The sequence below is a fragment of the Pseudomonas sp. genome, assembly GCF_050739775.1.
In the GTDB taxonomy this organism is placed as follows: domain Bacteria; phylum Pseudomonadota; class Gammaproteobacteria; order Pseudomonadales; family Pseudomonadaceae; genus Aquipseudomonas.
Window position 1 is genome coordinate 54,930 of sequence record NZ_JBOICA010000011.1, and the last position, 18,253, is coordinate 73,182.

15 protein-coding genes are annotated in these 18,253 nt (G+C 59.6%); 9 read left to right on the forward strand and 6 right to left on the reverse strand.

Going from position 1 to position 18,253, the window contains the following annotated elements; all coding sequences use genetic code 11:
• The first annotated feature begins 157 nt into the window (after positions 1 to 157).
• The 5 genes from ACRESH_RS08050 (at position 158) to ACRESH_RS08070 (ending at position 6,737) form a co-directional block, all read left to right on the forward strand.
• Positions 158 to 1,636, forward strand: a complete 1,479-nt coding sequence (locus ACRESH_RS08050) for a benzaldehyde dehydrogenase (protein ID WP_431741486.1) — start codon at positions 158 to 160, stop codon at positions 1,634 to 1,636.
• A gap of 19 nt (positions 1,637 to 1,655) precedes the next feature.
• Positions 1,656 to 2,780, forward strand: a complete 1,125-nt coding sequence (locus ACRESH_RS08055) for an NAD(P)-dependent alcohol dehydrogenase (RefSeq protein ID WP_431741487.1) — start codon at positions 1,656 to 1,658, stop codon at positions 2,778 to 2,780.
• A 62-nt stretch (positions 2,781 to 2,842) separates the two neighbouring features.
• Entirely contained in the window at positions 2,843 to 3,727 is an 885-nt protein-coding gene (locus tag ACRESH_RS08060) for a transporter (protein WP_431741488.1), read from the forward strand.
• 92 nt (positions 3,728 to 3,819) lie between these two features.
• Positions 3,820 to 5,634: a sigma-54-dependent Fis family transcriptional regulator gene (locus ACRESH_RS08065; RefSeq protein WP_431741489.1), complete on the forward strand. Its 1,815-nt coding sequence runs from the start codon at positions 3,820 to 3,822 to the stop codon at positions 5,632 to 5,634.
• Between the two features lie 140 nt (positions 5,635 to 5,774).
• Positions 5,775 to 6,737: a site-specific integrase gene (locus tag ACRESH_RS08070; protein WP_431741490.1), complete on the forward strand. Its 963-nt coding sequence runs from the start codon at positions 5,775 to 5,777 to the stop codon at positions 6,735 to 6,737.
• On the opposite strand, the gene ACRESH_RS08075 is transcribed toward ACRESH_RS08070, so the two are convergent.
• Both ACRESH_RS08075 and ACRESH_RS08080 read right to left on the reverse strand, forming a co-directional pair.
• Positions 6,728 to 7,873 carry a glycerate kinase gene (locus tag ACRESH_RS08075; protein WP_431741491.1) on the reverse strand — a complete coding sequence of 382 codons (1,146 nt, stop codon included), beginning with the start codon at positions 7,871 to 7,873 and terminating at the stop codon, positions 6,728 to 6,730. The genes ACRESH_RS08070 and ACRESH_RS08075 overlap by 10 nt on opposite strands.
• A gap of 104 nt (positions 7,874 to 7,977) precedes the next feature.
• Positions 7,978 to 9,078: a sugar diacid recognition domain-containing protein gene (locus tag ACRESH_RS08080; protein WP_431741492.1), complete on the reverse strand. Its 1,101-nt coding sequence runs from the start codon at positions 9,076 to 9,078 to the stop codon at positions 7,978 to 7,980.
• Positions 9,079 to 9,239: 161 nt separating this feature from the next.
• Between ACRESH_RS08080 and ACRESH_RS08085 the strand changes: the two genes are divergently transcribed.
• The 4 genes from ACRESH_RS08085 (at position 9,240) to ACRESH_RS08100 (ending at position 14,071) form a co-directional block, all read left to right on the forward strand.
• Positions 9,240 to 10,574, forward strand: coding sequence for an MFS transporter (locus ACRESH_RS08085; protein ID WP_431741493.1), 1,335 nt, complete (start codon positions 9,240 to 9,242; stop codon positions 10,572 to 10,574).
• A gap of 96 nt (positions 10,575 to 10,670) precedes the next feature.
• Positions 10,671 to 11,678 (forward strand): aldo/keto reductase, encoded by a 1,008-nt coding sequence (locus ACRESH_RS08090; RefSeq protein WP_431741494.1) that lies wholly within the window; start codon positions 10,671 to 10,673, stop codon positions 11,676 to 11,678.
• Positions 11,679 to 11,832: 154 nt separating this feature from the next.
• Entirely contained in the window at positions 11,833 to 12,903 is a 1,071-nt protein-coding gene (locus ACRESH_RS08095; RefSeq protein ID WP_431741495.1) for an enoyl-CoA hydratase/isomerase family protein, read from the forward strand.
• Between the two features lie 16 nt (positions 12,904 to 12,919).
• Positions 12,920 to 14,071, forward strand: coding sequence for an acyl-CoA dehydrogenase family protein (locus ACRESH_RS08100; protein WP_431741496.1), 1,152 nt, complete (start codon positions 12,920 to 12,922; stop codon positions 14,069 to 14,071).
• A 25-nt stretch (positions 14,072 to 14,096) separates the two neighbouring features.
• On the opposite strand, the gene ACRESH_RS08105 is transcribed toward ACRESH_RS08100, so the two are convergent.
• The 4 genes from ACRESH_RS08105 to ACRESH_RS08120 form a co-directional block, all read right to left on the reverse strand.
• Positions 14,097 to 14,627: a glyoxalase superfamily protein gene (locus tag ACRESH_RS08105; protein WP_431741497.1), complete on the reverse strand. Its 531-nt coding sequence runs from the start codon at positions 14,625 to 14,627 to the stop codon at positions 14,097 to 14,099.
• Between the two features lie 246 nt (positions 14,628 to 14,873).
• Positions 14,874 to 16,130, reverse strand: coding sequence for a vWA domain-containing protein (locus tag ACRESH_RS08110; protein ID WP_431741498.1), 1,257 nt, complete (start codon positions 16,128 to 16,130; stop codon positions 14,874 to 14,876).
• A 17-nt stretch (positions 16,131 to 16,147) separates the two neighbouring features.
• Complete coding sequence (locus ACRESH_RS08115) at positions 16,148 to 16,339, reverse strand: hypothetical protein (protein ID WP_431741499.1); 192 nt, start codon at positions 16,337 to 16,339, stop codon at positions 16,148 to 16,150.
• 33 nt (positions 16,340 to 16,372) lie between these two features.
• The gene (locus tag ACRESH_RS08120; protein ID WP_431741500.1) at positions 16,373 to 17,998 is read right to left on the reverse strand and encodes a phospholipase; all 1,626 of its coding nucleotides are present in this window, start codon (positions 17,996 to 17,998) and stop codon (positions 16,373 to 16,375) included.
• Positions 17,999 to 18,253: the final 255 nt, after the last annotated feature.

Consider the following 18,253-nt stretch of genomic DNA (forward strand, 5'->3'; position numbering starts at 1 on the left):
CATTCTCTGCACAGCCCACCCCCCTTCCCTGTCCAGAAACTGAACACCCAACACCTGTAGTTCTCGTCAACAGCCCCTGTTTTCGGGGGTGTGACCGATTGGCACAGCTTCTGCTCTGTACATCGTCACGCTCCTACAAAAAACAGGAACACTTGCGATGACTACTTCTGCCTTACTGCAACCTCTGCTACCCGCCGAACTCTGGAACGAGCACCTGTTCACCGGTCAATGGCAAGCCGGACAAGCGCCGTCGACAGCGGTACTGGAACCGGCCACCGGCAATACCCTTGGCACGCTGGCCAACGCCGACGCCGATCAGGTCGCGCGCAGCAGCAAGGCTGCTCACCAGGTCCAGGCCAAATGGTTTCAGCTGTCCTATGACGAACGCGCTGCGGTGTTTCGCAAGGCCGCCCTGGTCGCCGAAAATCATGCGGATGAAATCGCCGACTGGCTGATGCGTGAAAGCGGCTCCACGCGGGACAAAGCCGAGTTCGAAACCCGGCTGAGCATCAAGGTGCTGCACGAGAGCGCCAGCCTGCCTTCACGCAGCCAGGGTGAAGTGCTGCCTTCGGTACCCGGCCGCTTGAGCCTGGCCCGTCGCCGTCCGTTGGGGGTGGTCGGGGTGATTTCGCCCTTCAACTTTCCGCTGTACCTGGCCATCCGCGCGGTCGCACCGGCGCTGGCCACCGGCAACGCCGTGGTGCTCAAGCCCGACCCGCGCACCGCTGTGTGTGGCGGCTTCGTTATCGCCCGGGTGTTTGAACTGGCCGGGCTGCCCGCCGGACTGCTGCACGTACTGCCCGGCGGTGCCGATGCCGGCGCGACGCTGACCAGCGATCCGCATGTCGCGATGATTCAGTTCACCGGCTCCACCGGTGCCGGGCGCAGGGTCGGCGAAGCGGCCGGACGTCACTTGAAGAAAGTCTCGCTGGAACTGGGCGGGAAAAACGCGCTGATCGTGCTTGATGATGCCGACCTTGACCTCGCGCTGGCCAACGCTACCTGGGGCGTCTATCTGCACCAGGGCCAGATCTGCATGTCCACCGGCCGCCTGCTGGTACAGCGCGGTATCTACGAGCGCTTCCTAGAACGCCTGGTGGCCAAGGCCCGTAGCCTCACCGTCGGCGATCCGGCCAAGGGCCCGGTGCACCTGGGACCGCTGATCAATGCCCCGCAATGCGAAAACGCCCGGCGGATCGTGCAGGCCGCGCAACAGGCAGGCGCGAAACTGGAAGTCGGTGGCGACCCTCAGGGGCTGTTCTTCCCGGCCACTGTGCTCAGCGGCGTGAGCCGCGACAACCCGGCCTTCCACGAAGAGATTTTCGGCCCGGTGGCGGTGGTGGTGCCGTTCGACACCGATGCCGATGCCGTCGCCCTGGCCAACGACACCGAATACGGCCTCTCCGCCGCCGTGCTGTCGCGGGACGTGGGGCGTGCCTTGAAGCTGGGTGAACAATTGCGTGTCGGGCTGCTGCACATCAACGATCAGACCGTCAACGACGAGGTCGTCAACCCGTTTGGTGGCGTCGGTGCCTCGGGCAATGGCGCCAGCATCGGCGGCCCGGCGAACTGGGAGGAGTTCACCCAGTGGCAGTGGCTGACGGTCAAGGGCGATGCCCCGGCCTACCCTCTTTAACCGGCAAAGGACAATAACAATGAATACAACTGCCTACCATCCAGTCACCGCAGCCGTCACCCGTGGCAAAGGTGCCCCTTTCACGCTGGAAGCCGCGCGTATCCGTGCACCGCGCGCGGACGAAGTACTGGTACGAATCGTCGCCACAGGCATGTGTCACACCGACATGATCGTGCGCGATCAGTACTATCCGGTGCCGCTGCCTGCAGTGCTGGGCCATGAAGGTGCCGGTGTGGTCGAGGCCATCGGCCCGCAGGTCAAAGGGCTGCAGGTCGGCGACCATGTGGTGCTCAGCTACGGCCACTGCGGCCATTGCCTGTCCTGCGGCGGCGGTCATACGGCGTACTGCCAGGAGTTCTTCGGACGCAACTTCAGCGGCGCCGATCCCCAGGGCGAAAGTGCCCTGAGCGATGAAAGCGGACAGCGGCTGAACGATCACTTCTTTGCCCAGTCGTCCTTTGCCAGCCTGGCACTGGCGCGGGAAAACAATGCGGTCAAGGTCAGCCAGAAAGCGCCGCTGGAACTGTTGGGGCCTTTGGGTTGCGGCATCCAGACCGGCGCGGGCGCGGTGATCAACTCGCTGAAAGTCACCCCGGGCAGCAGCTTTGCCGCATTTGGTGGCGGCGCAGTCGGGCTCAGCGCGGTACTCGCCGCGCGCGTGGCGGGGGCGACAACCATCATTGCCGTCGATGTCGTGCCGTCCCGCCTGGCCCTGGCAATGGAGCTGGGCGCCACCCATGTGGTCAACAGCAAGGAGGTCGATCCGGTGGCAGCAATCCGTGAAATCACCGCTGGCGGGGTGAACTTCGCCCTGGAATCGACCGGACGGCCGGCCGTGCTGCGCCAGGCCGTCGATGCGCTCGGCAGCCGTGGCGCCCTGGGGGTGGTCGGTGCACCAGCGCTGGGCGTCACGGCCGAGTTCGACGTCAACGACCTGTTGCTCGGTGGCAAGAGCATTCGCGGCATCGTCGAGGGTGACAGTGTGCCGCAAAAGTTCATCCCCGAACTGGTCGAACTCTACCTGCAAGGCCGTTTCCCGTTCGATCGCCTGGTGAAGTTCTACAGCTTCAAGGACATCAACCAGGCCGCTGAAGACAGCGAAAAAGGCCTGACCCTCAAACCGGTGATCCGCATCCACAACTAACTGACAGACCCGGGGCGCCAAGCGCCCCGCCCTGCTAATAACAACAAAAAAGGTACCGCTCTGTGTTCACACTTTCCCGACCCCGCCTGGGCCTGTTGGCGCTGGCGCTCGTCTCGACAAAATCGCTGGCCGTTGACGTCAACTCCGGTGACTATATCGCCTTTCCCAGCGGCACCAACCTCGCCGCCTGGTACCAACAATATGGCCGCGCCGAGCGTTACAACGCAGACGGCGGTGCCGATGCCAAACAGGCCACCGGGATCAGCTCCAACATCAGCATTTTGCGTTTGATCCACTACCTCGATATCGGCGGCATCACCTTCGCCCCGCAGGTCCTCCTGCCGTTTGGCCACGTCTACGATGCGCGAATCGGCGGCCAGTCGCTGGGCAGTGCCAGCGGCATGGCCGACCCGATCATTGGCGCAACCTTCTGGCTGATCAATCAACCGCTCGCCGGCGTCAGCGGCCGCTACCTCGGTATCATCCCGCTGGTGTACCTGCCCTGGGGCCAATATGACCGCGATGAGGCGATCAACCTTGGCGAAAATCGCTACAAGCTCGACCTGCAACTGGGCTGGATCGAGCCTCTGTGGGGCAAGCTGGCGATGGAGTGGTATGCCGATGCGGTCATCTATGGCGACAACCACCAGGCTGGCCAGCAAACCCTCGAACAGGACAAGACCTACCAGCTGCAGGGCAATCTGCGTTATGACTTCAACCCCAGCCAACGCCTAGCGCTGGGTTACAGCGCCAGTACCGGCGGCAAGCAGTATCTGGACGGCAGCTACAACGGCAGCAAGACCGAGGTTCAGCAAGTACGCCTGGAGTTCCAGCAAATGCTGACGCCGAAGGTGCAGTTCAGCACTCAGTTGACCCATGACGTTGAAACCGAGGGCGGTTTTCAGGAAGAGATAGGCGTCAACCTTCGCGCCGTGCTGCTGTTCTAGGCTTGACGCAGAAACAGACCGGCGTATAAACAAAGGCGGCCGTCAGCCCCAGGGCCAGGCGGCATGCCTCCACTCTTAACACAGGTATCTCGATGGATGCCCGAACGCCCGCCTATCAGCAGCGCCTGGCCATTGCCCGGCAGCGCTTTGCCGAAGGCGAAAACCTGCCAGCGAATCTGTTGCCCGATGCCGTCGTAGACTCATGGGTTCGCTCGCGGGCTGCCGGCGTGCAGCCTTCAGGCGGCTGGCAAGCACGACCAGATGATGACTTGCAGCCACTGGCCGAGCAGGACCTGCAACTGGCCAGTTGCGTGCAACCGGAAATCGACCGTTTGTGGGAACACATCGGCGGCGCTTCCTGGGCCCTGTTTTGCGTCAACCCCGACGGCGTGCTGGTGCATGCCCGCCAGGCCTATGACCTGCTCAGTCCGTTGTCGCCACTGCAGGTGGGCCGACGGCTCCAGGAACAGGACCTGGGTACCACGGCGCCCGCCTGCACACTGGCCGAAGACAAGCCCATCATCCTGACCGGCAATCAGCACTACCTCAACGACTTCGAGCGGTTTTTCTGTGTCAGCGTGCCGCTACGCGGTCTGCGAGGTGAGGTGCTTGGCGCACTGGACATCACCGGCATCGGCGATCGCCAGGCCGGCGCTGTGCTTGAACAACTCAACCATGCCGCCATGGCGGTTGAGAATCGCCTGTTCGCTGGCTTGAGCGACTGCCGGATTCTCTCGCTGCAACATGACCCGCACCTACTCGATACCGCGTTACAAGGCTTGCTGGCGGTGGCCTCCGACGGCAGCATCCGCTGCGCCAACCGTGCTGCCCAGCGGCTGCTGGGGCTCAACGGCTACAACCACGACTACCTCAAGCTTGAGCATCTGTTCGATGCCAGCAACCTGCTGGACGCTCGACCGGTGGCGCAACAGCTGATCCTCACAGACGGCTCCAAACTGTACGGCCAGTTGATCGAACCCACTCCACACAAACCTGCCCCGGCACCAGCGCGGCTCACCCGTACCGCCACAGCCCAAGGCAGCGATGCACTGCTCAACCAGCAACTGGCTAACGCCCACAAAGCCTTTGCCGCCGGCGTACCCATTCTGCTACTCGGTGAAACCGGCACCGGCAAAGAGGTCTTCGCCCGCACCTTGCACGAGCAATGGAACCCGCAAGCACCCTTCGTCGCCATCAACTGCTCGGCCATTCCGGAAAGCCTGATCGAGGCCGAGTTGTTCGGCTATGCGGAGGGAACCTTCACCGGTGCACGCAAGGGCGGCTCCAGTGGCCAGTTGGCGGCGGCCCATGGCGGCACCTTGCTACTCGACGAGATCGGCGACATGCCCGCCGCTTTGCAGACCCGCCTGCTGCGGGTACTGCAGGAACGCGAGATCACCAGCCTCGGCAGTTCCGTGCGCCGCCCGCTGGATGTGCGGGTGATCAGCGCCACCCATTGCGACCTGGCGCAACGAATGGCCTCGCAACTGTTTCGCGAAGACCTCTACTACCGCTTGAACGGTTTGACCATCAACCTGCCGCCGTTGCGCCTGCGTAACGACCTGCCGCAGCTGATCGAGCGCCTGCGCTTGCGCCATGGTGTGCCGCCCCTGCATCCCGACGTGCTTCAGGTGCTGCAACAACACGTCTGGCCGGGCAATATCCGCCAACTGGAGCAGGCCCTGCGCTTGGCTGCGGCGTTGGCCAGTGGCGAGCCCATGACCTTGCCCTGCCACTTGCCGGCAGACCTGCAGAGCACCGCGCCGCAATCTCAGACTGGCGATCTGCAAGCCACCTTGCGGCGCACGATTGAATCGGCATTGCAGGCAAACGGCGGCAATGTCTCAGCGACCGCCAGCCAGTTGGGTATCTCGCGGACCACACTGTACAAGAAGCTCAAGGACTGACTGCTTCGGCGTCCTGAACGAATTTGGCCACATCAGCCACCTGCCAAGCCATGGGGTTCCCGGCCCTTTGATTTAAATGGCGTTGTGCTATGGGAATTCTTACCATCCCTTCAAAGCATAGCGTGTGAGCACCGGCGACAATGAACAGCATCGAACGCTACCTGCAGGCCGCCACCCGGGACAACACCCGGCGCAGCTACCAGGCGGCAGTAGAACACTACGAAGTGAGCTGGGGCGGCTTTCTCCCGGCCACTGCCGATAGTGTCGCCCGTTACCTGGCCGATCATGCCGACACGCACGCGATCAGCACCTTGAAGCAGCGCCTGGCCGCGCTTGGGCAATGGCATGTCAGCCAGGGGTTTCCCGATCCGACCAAAGCCCCGGTCGTGCGCCAGGTGCTCAAGGGCATTCGCACCTTGCACCCAGCCGAGCCCCGGCAAGCCGCGCCCCTGCAAATACAGCACCTGCAACAGGCAGCGGCGGCACTGGAAGGACAAGCCAACCAGGCCCGCGCCCAGCACGACCTGCCCGCCCTGCTACGGGCAAGACGCGATGTGGCGCTGCTACTGATCGGCTTCTGGCGAGGGTTTCGCGGCGATGAACTGGCGCGCCTGCAGGTCGAGCATATTCAGGCCCAGGCGGACAGCGGCATGTCGATCTACTTGCCGCGCAGCAAAGGCGACCGCCACGCGCTGGGTGTGCGCCATCAGGCGCCAGCCTTGAAAGTGCTGTGCCCGGTGCAGGCCTATCTGCAATGGATCGAAGTAGCAGGCATTGCCCGCGGCCCGGTATTTCGCAAGCTTGACCGCTGGGGCAATCTCGGCGAGGCCGCGCTCAACAGCAACAGCCTGATTGCCCTGCTGCGGCGCATTCTTGAACGCGGCGGTGTGCCTGCTGCTTTATATACCGGCCATTCGCTGCGCCGCGGCTTTGCCACTTGGGCCACCAGCAATGGCTGGGAGCTCAAGGCCCTGATGAGCCATGTCGGCTGGAAGGACGCCAAGTCGGCCTTGCGCTACATCGATGCCTCGGCGTCCTTTGGTGAGCTGGCCCTGCTCGACGGTGCCAGTCGAGCCCTGCCCGAGCGCCTGGATCAACCCTGAGTCGTCTGCACGCAACGCCAAAGGCGTGCGATATCCCGAGCCCGGGCTTGCAGCAACGGCGCCGCCTTGGCACACGCCTGTTGCAGGCTCATCGGCCCACTGGTCAGGGCGAAAGCGGCATCGATGCCGTGAGCGTAGAGCTGCTCATAACCCTCACCTAAGGTCCCGGCTATCACCACCACCGGTACGGCGTGGCGCCGGGCAACCCGGGCGACACCAAACGGGGTTTTGCCGCGCAGGGTCTGGGCATCGAAACGCCCCTCTCCGGTGATCACCAGGTTCGCCCCCTGCACGGCCTGTTCCAACCCGGCCAGCTCGGCGACTACCTCGATACCGGGTCGGAACGCCGCCCGCATGAAGGCTTTGGCAGCAAACCCCATGCCGCCGGCGGCACCGCAACCAGGAAAGTCACGAACATCTTCGCCCAACAACTGCGCGCAATGATCGGCAAAATGCCCCAATGCCTGATCCAAGGCCAGAACCTGCTCGGGACTGGCACCCTTCTGCGGTCCGAAAATAGCCGAGGCGCCGTTACCGCCGCACAAGGGGTTGTCGACATCAGCGGCCACTTCCAGCTGCACCTCGGCCAGGCGCGGGTCCAGCTCGCTGGCATCCAGGCGCGCCACTTGCGCCAGGGCCAGGCCGCCTTCGGCCAAGGCCTGCTCTTGCGCATCGAACAGGCGCAAGCCCAAGGCGCGCAGCATGCCGCTGCCGGCATCATTGGTAGCGCTGCCACCGATGGCCAGGATAATCCGCCGCGCACCAGCATCGAGGGCTGCGCCGATCAACTGGCCGGTGCCGTAGGTACTACTGCGGCAGGCATCGCGCTGCTCGATACCGAGCAATTGCAGGCCACTGGCCTGGGCCATCTCGATGATCGCCGTGTGGCTCTCGGCCAGCCAGCCCCAGCCGGCCTGCACCGGTTCGCCCAGTGGCCCACGTACTTCGAGGCTACGCAGCTCACCGCTACAGGCGGCGATGATGGCCTCCATGGTACCTTCGCCACCGTCGGCCATCGGGCACTTGAGCAACTGCGCCTCGGGCCAGACTTGGGCCAGCCCGCGGGCAATGGCATCGGCCACCCCTTCGGCGCTGAGGCTGTCCTTGAACGAGTCGGGGGCGATGACGATTTTCATGGGGATTCTCCTGCTCCAGATCGTTGCATGCTGACAGCTGGACAGCGCGCGAGCTTCTGTCGGATGCACAAAGGCTGCGGTCGTGCTTTGGTCAGTTTGCCCAATCAGGCGTCAGCGGGCAGCAACTGCAACCCCAGGTACAGGCTCAACATGCCATCCAGGCGCAAGGGATCGACTTCACTCAACTCGGCAATGCGCTCCAGGCGATAGCGCAAACTGTTGCGGTGAATGCCCAGGGCGTCGGCACAGGCCTGGCTCTGGCCATCGTGCGCACACCAGGCACGCAGCGTGGCCAGCAACTGTCCGCTGTTGTCTTTGGCGCGGATGCGTTGCAAGGGTTCGAGCAACTCATCCAGGGCATCATCGTTGCGATGGCGCCAGAGTAGCGCTGGCAGGCGGTAGCGGGTCAAGGTGAGGATCCGTTCGGCTGGCAGCACTTCGCGACCGTAGGCCAGCAAGTCGCGAACACGCCGATAACCTCGGCGCAGCTGTTCAAGGCTCTGCGCTGGCGAACCCGTGGCCAGGCGCTGTACCTGCCAGCCATGACGCTGCAATTTTTCCAGCAGGCGCAACTCATCCAGGGTCACGCTAGCCGGGCGGCACCACAACAGCGACTGACGCGCGGGGCTTACGCACCAGCTGTCCGGATAGCGGCTCATCAACCAACTGGCCAATGTCTCTGCTGCGGGGCCATTATCCAGCTCGAACAGGCAAGGCACCCGCGGCAACTGCGGCTTGAGCCCCAACTGCCGGGCTTCGTCGACCAAGCGTGGCGAATCACCCGAGCCGCCCAGCAGCAAGGCCAGCAAGTCGTCGCAGCGCTGGCGCCGCCATTGCTGCTCAACCTGCATATGTCGCTGGGCCAGGAGCATCTCGGCGGTCATGCGTACCAGTTGTGCATAAGTGCGCAGTTGCTGCGGGTCGCCGGTCAGACCCAGCACGCCCATCAAGCGTCCGTCGAGCAACAGCGGCAAGTTGATCCCTGGCTGCACCCCCTTCAGACACTTGGCCGCCTCCACGTCCAGTTCGACGATACGGCCGTTGGCCAAGACCAATTGAGCGCCTTCATGACGGGTGTTGATGCGCTCCGGTTCACCGCTCCCCAGGATCAGGCCCTGACTGTCCATAACGTTGACGTTACACGGCAGAATAGCCATCGCCCGATCGACGATATCTTGCGCCAGGTCATGGTCCAGTTCGAACATGGGAGGATCCTTGTTGTCGCAATAGTTGGTCCGGGGCACAGCAGGCTGTTGAAAATGCTGTGCAAAAGCACAAAGACAGCCACGGCCCACTCATCGAGACTCATCGCAGCCGCCGCCTTGACGCAGGCTGCGGCGATAACAATAAACACAGAGAGCAAATCATGTCATACAGCCCTGCCCCTGACCAAGGCCAAGACGTCACCCGCAATGCGCTGTATCGGCGCATCACCCTGCGGCTGATCCCCTTCATCTTCATCTGCTACCTGTTCAACTACCTGGACCGGGTCAACGTCGGCTTCGCCAAGTTGCAGATGCTCGATGCCCTGAAGTTCAGCGAAACCATCTACGGCCTCGGCGCCGGTATCTTCTTCATCGGCTATGTGCTGTGCGGCCTGCCCAGCAACCTGGCGCTCAACCGCTTCGGCCCACGGCGCTGGATCGCGCTGATGATGATCGCCTGGGGGACGTTGTCGACCTGCCTGCTGTTCGTCACCACGCCCATGGAGTTCTACGTGCTGCGCCTGTTCACTGGCGCTGCTGAAGCGGGCTTCTTCCCTGGCATCGTGTTGTACCTTTCGCGCTGGTTCCCGGCCACTCGTCGTGGGCGGATCATGGCCCTGTTCATGTCGGCGATCCCGGTGTCGGGGCTGCTCGGTGGCCCATTCTCCGGCTGGATCCTCAACCACTTTGCCGCCGGTCAGCATGGCCTGGCCGGCTGGCAGTGGATGTTCCTGATCCAGGGCCTGCCGACCGTGTTGCTCGGCTTCCTCGCCGTGTTCCTGCTCAGTGACGGCTATGCCACGGCCAAATGGCTGAGCCCGGCAGAACGCCAGATCATCAAAACCGACCTGGCCGCCGATGCCGCCAGCAAACCGGTCACCAGCAGTGACAGCGTGCTGTCGGTGTTCGCCAATCCGATGATCTGGACCTTCGGCTTCATCTACTTCTGCATCCAGAGCGGCGTGTACGCGATCAACTTCTGGCTGCCGTCGATCATCAAGAACCTGGGCTTCAGCGATGCCCTGCTGATTGGCTGGTTGAGCGCTATCCCGTACTTGCTGGCGGGTGTGTTCATGTTGCTGGTGGGCCGTTCGGCAGACCTGCGCAATGAGCGGCGCTGGCACCTTGTAGTGCCGATGCTGATGGGTGCGCTAGGCCTGCTGATTGCGGTCAACTTCGCCCACAGCCCGGCCATTGCCATTGTTGGCCTGAGCATCGCCACCATGGGTGCTTTGACCGGCCTGCCGATGTTCTGGCCGATGCCCACCGCCCTGCTCAGCGCCGGTACTGCGGTGGCGGGCCTGGCGATTATCAACTCGGTCGGGCAGATGGCCGGTTTCCTCAGCCCGTACCTGGTGGGTTTCATCAAGGACCAGACCGGTTCGACCGATGCGGCGCTGTACTCGCTGGCCGCTTTGATCGTGGTCGGTAGCCTGGTGGCCTTGCGGGTGTCGCGGGCACGGGTTACCGGGCTGGTGGGAGAACAGGCCAACTAAGCGAAAAACGCATCGCCGGCATTGCCGGCGATGCTGTTAATCACCGCTAGAACTGTGTAAAACAGATCGGATCCAAACCGCCAAGGATTCTCGATCATGATCTACCGTCCTCTGGGCCGCAGCGGCCTGCAAGTATCCGCCCTGACCCTGGGCAGCATGATGTTCGGCGAGCCCACCAGCCCCGAAGATTCACTGCGCATCATCGACAAAGCCTGGGACCAGGGCATCAACTTCATCGACACCGCTGACGTCTACAACGCCGGACGCAGCGAAGAGATCGTCGGTGAAGCCATTGCCCGCAATCGTCATGAATGGGTGCTGGCCACCAAGGTTGGCTTTGGTCCGGCCGATGGCCTGCCCAATCGCAGCGGTTTGAGTCGCAAGCACATTTTCAATGCCATCGAATCCAGCCTGACGCGCCTGGGCACTGACTACCTGGACATCTACTACCTGCACCGCGAAGACCACAACACGCCGCTGGAGGTCACTGTCGCTGCCATTGGCGATCTGCTGCGCCAGGGCAAGATCCGCCATTGGGGAGTGTCCAACTTCCGTGGCTGGCGCATCGCCGAGATCTGCAACCTGGCCGAGCGCCTGGGAGTACCAAAGCCTGTGGTCAGCCAGCCGTTGTACAACATCGTCAACCGCCAGGCTGAACCCGAACAGTTCCAGGCAGCGGCGCACCACGGCCTGGGCATCGTGCCCTTCAGTCCGTTGGCCCGCGGTATCCTCAGCGGCAAGTACGCGCCCAATGCCGCACCGGATGTCAACAGCCGCGCTGGCCGTCAGGACAAACGCATCCTGGAAACCGAGTGGCGCCCGGAATCCCTGGCCATCGCCCAGAAGATCCACACCTATACCCAAGACAAGGGCGTGGGCATGGTCGAGTTCGCCATTGCCTGGGTACTCAACAACCAGTTGATCAGCTCGGCTATCGTCGGGCCACGCACCGAGGCCCAGTGGGACACTTATAGTGGTGCACTGCAGGTAAAAATCAGCGCTGAAGATGAAGCGTTCATCGACGCGCTGGTGACCCCGGGGCACGCCTCGACCCATGGCTACAACGATGTCGCCCATTTTGTCAGCGGCCGCCTGCCGCGCTGACGTGTAGGGGACACATGCAAAAATGCAGGTTCAGCCTGCAGTTTTGTCGATTGTATTGAGCAAATTTGCACTGTTAGGATCCGTCGATCCTCTAGCGCCCACCCAGATCGTGACAATTCACGTGGAAAATCAATAACAAAGCAGGGAGACAGCGATGACCGCGCACGCTCAAACGCCGATCGAGGCGCCGATTCTGGCCCAGGTCCGCAACCATATCGGTCACTTGACCCTCAACCGCCCCGCTGGCCTCAACGCCCTGACCCTGGACATGGTTCGCAGCCTTCAGCAGCAGCTCGATGCCTGGGCCAGCGATCCCTTGGTACACGCCGTGGTCCTGCGTGGCGAAGGCCCGAAAGGCTTCTGCGCCGGCGGCGACATCCGCTCGCTGTACGACAGCTACAAGGCCGGCGACAGCTTGCACCGGGATTTCTTCGTCGAAGAATACGCCCTCGACCTGTGCATCCACCATTACCGCAAGCCGATCCTTGCGTTGATGGACGGCTTTACCCTCGGTGGCGGCATGGGCCTGGCCCAAGGCGCGGAACTGCGGGTGGTCACCGAGCGCAGCCGCCTGGGCATGCCGGAAGTGGGCATCGGTTACTTCCCGGACGTGGGCGGCAGCTACTTCCTCTCGCGTGTTCCCGGCGAGCTGGGCACCTACCTGGGGGTCAGCGGCGTGCAGGTGCAGGCTGCCGACGCGCTGTACTGCGGCCTGGCCGACTGGTACCTGGACAGCAGCAGACTGGTGACCCTGGATGAGCGCCTGGACAATCTGAGCTGGAACTCACACCCACTCAAGGACCTGCAAGGCGTGCTGGCCAAGCTCGGCACCCAGGTGCTCGAAGACGCCCCGCTGGCCAAACTGCGCCCAGCCATCGATCACTTCTTTGCCCTGCCCGACGTCAGCAGTATCGTGGAACAACTGCGAGCGGTAACCGTGGCCGGCAGCCATGAATGGGCGCTGAAAACCGCCGGCCTGCTGGAAACCCGCTCGCCCTTGGGCATGGCCGTGACCCTGGAAATGCTCCGTCGCGGTCGTCACCTGAGCCTGCAAGACTGCTTCAAGATGGAACTGCATCTGGACCAGCAATGGTTCGACCATGGTGACCTAGTCGAAGGCGTGCGCGCGCTGATCATCGACAAGGACAAGCAGCCGCGCTGGAACCCCGCGACGCTGGCAGGCCTGAAACGTTCACGCGTGGATCAATTCTTCGAAGGCCTGTGAAGCCTGGAGTACACCGATGCAAGACTTGGAACTGACAGAAGAACAAATCATGATCCGCGACATGGCCCGCGATTTCGCCCGTGGCGAGATCGCGCCCCATGCCCAGGCCTGGGAAAAAGCCGGCTGGATCGATGATCAGGTGGTCAAGAAGATGGGCGAGCTGGGCCTGCTCGGCATGGTCGTGCCCGATCAATGGGGTGGCAGCTACACCGACTATGTCGCCTATGCCCTGGCCGTAGAAGAAATCGCTGCCGGCGATGGCGCCACCGGTGCACTGATGAGCATCCACAACTCGGTAGGCTGCGGCCCCTTGCTCGCCTATGGCAGCGCCGAGCAGCAACAGACCTGGCTGGAGCGCCTGGCTAGCGGTCAGGTAATCGGCTGCTTCTGCCTGACCGAACCACAGGCCGGTTCCGAAGCGCACAACCTGCGGACCCGTGCCGAGTTGCAGGGTGATCACTGGGTCATCAATGGCGCCAAGCAGTTTGTCAGCAACGCACGTCGCGCCGGCCTGGCCATCGTTTTTGCGGTGACTGATCCGCAGCTCGGCAAAAAAGGCATCTCGGCGTTCCTCGTGCCTACCGAGAACGAAGGCTTTGTGGTCGATCGCAGCGAACACAAGATGGGCATCCGCGCCTCCGACACTTGTGCCGTGACCTTGAACAACTGCCGCATCCCCGCTGCCAACCTGCTCGGCGAGCGCGGCAAAGGCCTGGCCATTGCCCTGTCCAACCTCGAAGGTGGTCGTATCGGCATTGCTGCCCAGGCACTAGGAATCGCGCGTGCCGCCTTTGAAGCGGCACTGGCCTATTCGCGGGACCGTATCCAGTTTGGCAAACCGATCAATGAGCACCAGAGCATCGCCAACCTGCTGGCCGACATGCAGGTGCAGATCAATGCCGCACGCCTGCTGATCCTCCATGCCGCGCGCCTGCGCAGCGCCGGTAAGCCGTGCTTGAGCGAAGCCTCACAGGCCAAACTGTTCGCCTCGGAGATGGCCGAACGGGTCTGCTCCAAGGCGATCCAGGTGCATGGTGGTTATGGCTATCTGGAAGATTACCCGGTCGAGCGTTACTACCGCGATGCGCGGATCACCCAGATCTATGAAGGCTCCAGCGAGATCCAGCGCATGCTGATTGCCCGGGAGCTCAAACACTATTCACTGTGATAAGCGAATCAAGCGCAGCTGAGCGTCAGCTTTGGCAGAACCGAATCCGATTACCGAAAGGATCGTAGACCTCCAAGACTTGTCCCCAGCCCTGCTGAACAATATCCGGACGACCGTATCCGTAGCGCTTGGCAAGTAACTCATCGCGAAGCAGCTCGATATTTTGCATGGGGACAAATATCGTCGATCCTGGACTTGCATCGCCATGATGTTCGGAAAGATGTAACTGTAGACCGTTTCGGCTGATCCCTAGATACAGAGGTAAATCAGCTTCGAACCGGTGCTCGAATTCAACGCTGAAACCTAGAAAATCAAGATAGAACTCTCTCGCCTTGGTTTCGTCAAACATCCGCAATATCGGAATGGGTTTGTCGAACGTGACGGTAGCCAGGGTGTTTTCGTGGGGAAGCAGCGCTGAAGCGGTGTTCCAGTCCTTGTAGCCCAGTTGCTGCGCTACCAGTTCGAGCGCAGTGGAGTGAGACACTTCCTGACTGCGCGCCTCTAATGAGGCACGCAGACTCTTGGCCATCTGCTTGGCTTTCTCGATTGACAACATCATTCCTCCTGGAGTCGAAGCATTTTGGTGCTCGCGTTGCCAAACCTCGACTGTCAAGAGAGATACGATAGGGTTTGGAAAAGAGATGCTTTCACCTTTCCTTTCAGGAACGAGCGGCAGGCAGCATTGTAAACCGATTAGACGGGCATTTAGCTAGTTCGCAATCGACTATCGCAAAAAAAACGTGGCTACGGCTGACGCCGACACGAGGTCGGCGCCATACGCATACACTAATGCTCAGGGAAACTAAGTCATTGCCAACATTGTGCGAAGTTCAGACTGTTGAAAACCTTCACCATTCTTCAGCTTGCCTTCAATATCCACCTGAAGCGTATACGAACCTGGAGTATTGATCACAAACTCGGGCATGAATTTAGATGTTTCATGACGAATAACACCACGAAACGTCTCAATAATCGCGCCCTCACCCTCAGACAGGCTTGCCTCGCTACTCCCCCCTTGTTTTTTAACCGAGGGAATCTGAAGCATGTAAAAAGCAGCGTACGAGTCCAAATCAGCGGGCAGTTTCAAGTCCATCGAAAGCTTTCTGCCGACTTCTATAGTTTTCGGCAGGATCAGTTCAAACCCGCTACCCGTCTTGGAGGCAGCATCGAGTCGAAAGGCGCCACCTGTAACGTTTATCGCCGGTATCTGCGCACTCCCAGCAAACTCTAGCTGAATAAACCAGCGACCGGTCTTCAGTTGGTTTTTGCTCAAGTTATAGATAACGAAGCCATCACCGACAATAGTCGGCCTGATATTGGTGGTCACGAAGTCAGGATCGACCAAGGTCACAGACAATTGATTCCCTGAAGGGCTTCCAGTAGTGTGGGTCACTCCGGAAGTGGACCATACTGCGGAAAGTTTTGCGCCTTGCGCCGTCTCGACTAATTCTGCAGGTATAAGCCGATAGTCGTTCTGAGAAATATCGTGAAAACTGTTAACCAACAGTCTTGCGCTCGCCGAAGTGGCATAGATCTGATTGTAAACACGCATCATATCCGCCGCTCGGGGCGCATAAAAATAGTTACCACTAGTGCTGTCCGCTATTTCCTGTAATAGGCGTTGATCTGAAGCTCCTCCCATCGCACAGGTCATCACTGGATAACCAGGTAACACGTCACGGGGATGAATACCGGAATTGTGTTCGCCGTCGGTTAACAGGACGCAAGCTTTAGGAAGGCTGGCATTGTCGAGCAGTTTTCTAGCTTCAACGATGCCTTCCCCGATTGCCGTCGCGGACCCTTCGAATTGTAGGCGGCCTACAGCTAATGCTGCATCCCGTGTGACTGTAAGCGCTTGGTCCACGACGGCGAGTTGATTTCCTGCACCTGTCGGGTAGTCTTTTTTTGAGATTCTGTCATATGAAACCAACCCTATTCTATCCCCCGGCTCCATAAAACTCAGAAATGCCTTGGTGCAGATGACGGTCTGTGCGACAAACCCATATTGAGTCATACTAGCTGATGTATCGACAATAGGAACTGCTGAAATAGAAGTCATTTTTTCACCTCATTGATTCAGGAGAGGGCAATAACGGAGTGATCGACTCGAATAGATAAATCTGGCGGAAGCTTGTCTACAAAAAAAACCGCATTACCATTAGCATCAGTAACAGCCACCTTTATAGGGATTCCTCTGGACAATAATTCCAAAGGAACTAACTCAAAGGAATTTTCCGACGCCATTGTAATTTTTACTTTAATAAACATACGACGCACCTGCATAGTCTATGAGCTTTTGATTTAGGCTTTGGTATCGACAAATACACGAGTCATATTATCTTCAATGGTGCCGATAAAATTCGGGGCGCCGTTACGAAATTGCCTGAAGATACGACGACCCGAAGCACGGCCTGAAGCGTCGATGGGCACATTTAGCGTCGGTTTGAATTTATTCTGCAGAGTAGTATAAGTCGACCAAGGACCGATATAAGACTCACTCAGGCCATTGTAGTAGCTGAACGCATAACGAACAGCATTACCACTTACCCAGTTTGGCGGCTCCGGAGTGTTGGTCTGCCAACCATCCGGCACTATTTCCGGTATGGTACTTGGTGGTTCCAGGTAGCCCGTTGGTTTATTCGGAGTATAGCGTTTCAACTGTATAAGCGTACTCGCACCTATCCAGTTTTTAGTCCAGCTTCTATCGTTCAGATCAGCCAGGGTGTTACGGCAGAGCACCGTTTTCCCGTCATAGACGAACAACGGTGAGTAGTTGTTGGTACTGCTGTGATCTTTCACCGCATCAAGATCAACGACAAATTGCTCGAATATATACTCCTCTGGATGTGGAGGTTGTCCCGTCAAAAAGGCTTCAAGAACCTCATTGGCGGACTGCTGAACGATGTTATCGACCTGAAGTCTGTTAAGGACATCAACAGTGTCGAAATATCGTTTGTCACCATAGGCATGCCAACGGTTATTTCGTCTATTCGTTACATTCAAACCAAACTTACAATCTTCGTCGTGCATGAACCGTGACAATAACGAGCCGACATCCTTGGGGGTGATGGTGTCATAGAGCTCTTTGCGCGTGGTGCGCATATGCCCGCCGGAATACAAGTCAGATAGAAAGTGATCGGCAAATGCATTTTTCGCGTAGGCCAATTCCATGGCCAAGCGTTTCTTCGTCGGGTCAGGCTCATTGAAGGCAACGATAGCTTGGAGAATCGCAGAGTAATGCCCGGCAATGTAGGCCAGCTTTGCAGTGGTCCCAAAATGGTCCCAGTTGGTTGCCGCTAACTTTAGGTATCGACCTAATGGCACCCAATCCGAAGCAAAACTACCTCCCCCGGTGATACGGTTCCACTTGGCAGACAAAGTATCGCCCAACTTATCGTAGGCCTCATGAGGTTGCATGCCACTCAAGATGGCTTCATTAGCGGCATCGATCTCCTCTTGCATTATATCAAGAATACTAACTGCTTCAGTTGCCGAAGCCGGTAATGTCGCCAGCGAATCGAACGCAGCGTTAAATCGGGTTACCCGTTCAGGCAGAGTGACGCCATCCGAAATCGGCTGCTTAGGGATACCGTAAAAATCACCACCCAAAGCAACTATCTGACCATAGGTCAGTCTCAACCCATTGGGCAGGCGCAACGGAACATCAATAGCGGGAACACCAGGATCGCTACTGGTAAAATGTAGGACAACACTATCACCAATAGCGGTATGTTCCCCACCTTCAAACAGCACGCTATTCTCTGGTCGTCTATGATATTTTATTGTGCGATGGGGCGCAGGGTACAACAATAGGGTGACGTTATAATCCTCTTCAGAGTCTAGGCCTCTCGGTAACGAAATACCTTCGACAGTGAACAAGTTCTCTACCGCGTCAACGACAGGCTCGCCATAGACCAACTTTGACATCGAACACCTCCATGTTACGTAGCTTGTGTAATCAAGGCTTACTCACCAATACCCACAAATCATTTCATGTATTTGAGGCACGGTGCCTTTTAGATCTTACAGCCAACAACCAACAACCAACAACCAACAACAAGATTTAATTTTTAATTACTTGAATCGAGGAACCGAGGCCGGGGAACAACTCATCAAATGGCGTGCTGCCCGTTAGCATTACTACCTTGCCATTAGCATTTAACGCAATCAGGCGCAGTTCTT